This is a genomic window from Paucibacter sp. TC2R-5 (assembly GCF_025717605.1).
Taxonomy (GTDB): Bacteria; Pseudomonadota; Gammaproteobacteria; order Burkholderiales; family Burkholderiaceae_C; genus Paucibacter_A; species Paucibacter_A albus.
This window is the reverse complement of the sequence record NZ_JAJIRQ010000021.1, coordinates 1-1997: the sequence shown is the minus strand read 5'-3', so window position 1 is coordinate 1997 and position 1997 is coordinate 1. Positions and strand designations below refer to the sequence as shown.

The window sequence follows — 1997 nt, the reverse complement described above, 5'->3', positions numbered from 1 at the left end:
TTTCTATGACCTCGATGATATGTTCGCCAATTACAACCATATGAAGTTTAAACTTAACTTATGTGCGGCTTAACAGGTTTTTTCCGATCCATCCAAAGTGATGCCAATGAAACGAATGAGCTCAATGTGTTGCGCCGAATGGCTGGCGCGATTCGCCATCGAGGCCCGGACAGTGAAGGATTTTGGAATCACTCTGCCAGTGGTATCAGCTTGGCGCACCGCCGGCTAGCAATTGTCGATCTATCTCAAACCGGGCACCAGCCCATGCACTCGCCCAGCGGCCGTTATGTGCTGGTATTCAATGGCGAGATTTACAACCACCAGGATTTGCGGCGTTCGCTAGATGGCATGGTCGAAAGGGCGGGGCTTCCAAGTTCCGAGTGGCGGGGCCATTCGGATACCGAGTCGCTTTTGGCCGGCTTCGACGTCTGGGGCATTCAAGGCACACTGGAGCGGGCGATTGGCATGTTTGCCGTGGCCGTTTGGGATCGGCAACTACATACACTTACCTTGGCGCGTGACCGCCTAGGCGAGAAGCCCTTGTATTACGGCTGGCAAGGTCAAGGCAACGATGCGGTATTTTTGTTTGGCTCCGAGCTTAAGGCTCTGCGAGCGCACCCAGCTTTCACGGCGCAAGTTGACAGGGGCGCCTTGAGCCTGCTGTTGCGACACAGCTGCATTCCAGCACCATACTCCATCTACTCCGGCATCTCCAAGCTGCGGCCGGGTCAACTCCTGACGGTGTCTTCGCAGCAGCCCCAGCCACAGGTAATCAACTATTGGTCTGGGGCGCAGGCAGCAACCCAGGGTGTTACGAAACCATTTGCGGGCTCGCCCGAGCAGGCGGTGGATGCACTTGAGCGCTTGCTTAGCCATGCCATCGGCCAGCAAATGATGGCCGATGTGCCGCTGGGTGCGTTTTTGTCGGGAGGAGTGGACTCATCTGCCATCGTCGCGTTGATGCAGTCTCAGTCCAGCAGGCCGGTCAAGACCTTCACCATTGGCTTCGGTGAGGCGGCCTACAACGAGGCGGAGCATGCCAAGGCGGTGGCGCAGCACTTGGGCACTGAGCACACCGAGCTTTATGTAACGCCGCAAGCAGCTTTTGATCTGGTGCCACGCTTACCGGCGCTGTATGACGAGCCGTTTTCTGACTCTTCACAATTGCCTACTTTTTTGGTGTCGCAGTTGGCCCGGCAACATGTCACAGTTTCTCTATCAGGAGACGCCGGAGACGAGCTGTTTTGTGGCTACAACCGCTACCAAATGGCCTCAGGTATGTGGCGCAAGTTATCCAAAGTGCCAACGCCGCTGCGTAAGCTCTTTGCGAGCGGTATTACTGCAGTACCACCGCATATATGGAACCGTGCGGCGCTTGCTATGCCGGGGCGTTTGCGTGCAACAAACATAGGCGACAAGCTGCACAAGGGCGCCAAAGTTTTGAGTAGCCCTTCGCTTGATGCGCTGTATTTAGGGCTTGTATCACACTGGGACGACCCCGCAGAGATGGTCATTGGTGGCCATGAGCCGCCAACATTGCTCACGGGCAACGCACCGGACTTGCAGGGCCTGGACCCCATTCAGCGCATGATGGCACTGGACCTGATGACCTACCTGCCGGACGACATATTGACTAAGGTAGACCGTGCGGCGATGGGCGTGAGTTTGGAAACTCGAGTGCCTTTTTTGGACCACCGTGTAGTCGAGTTTGCTTGGAGCTTGCCCCAAAGCATGAAGCTGCATGACGGCCAAAGCAAGTGGGCCCTACGCCAAGTACTCTACCGCCATGTACCCAAGGAACTGATCGAGCGGCCGAAAATGGGTTTCGGTGTACCCTTGGACGTATGGCTACGTGGGCCACTGCGTCCTTGGGCCGAAGAGTTGCTGGACGAAGCTCGCCTGCGGCGCGAAGGCTATTTTCACCCAGCACCCATCCGGCAAAAGTGGGGCGAGCACCTCAGTGGAAAACGTAACTGGGCTTACCACTTGTGGGACGT

At 56.6% G+C, this 1997-nt stretch carries 1 protein-coding gene; it reads left to right on the top strand.

From position 1 onward, the window contains the following. Nucleotides 1–60: 60 nt before the first annotated feature. A partial coding sequence (asnB, locus tag LNV08_RS22705; RefSeq protein WP_263536025.1) for an asparagine synthase (glutamine-hydrolyzing) occupies nt 61–1997 on the top strand: 1937 nt, incomplete at its 3' end.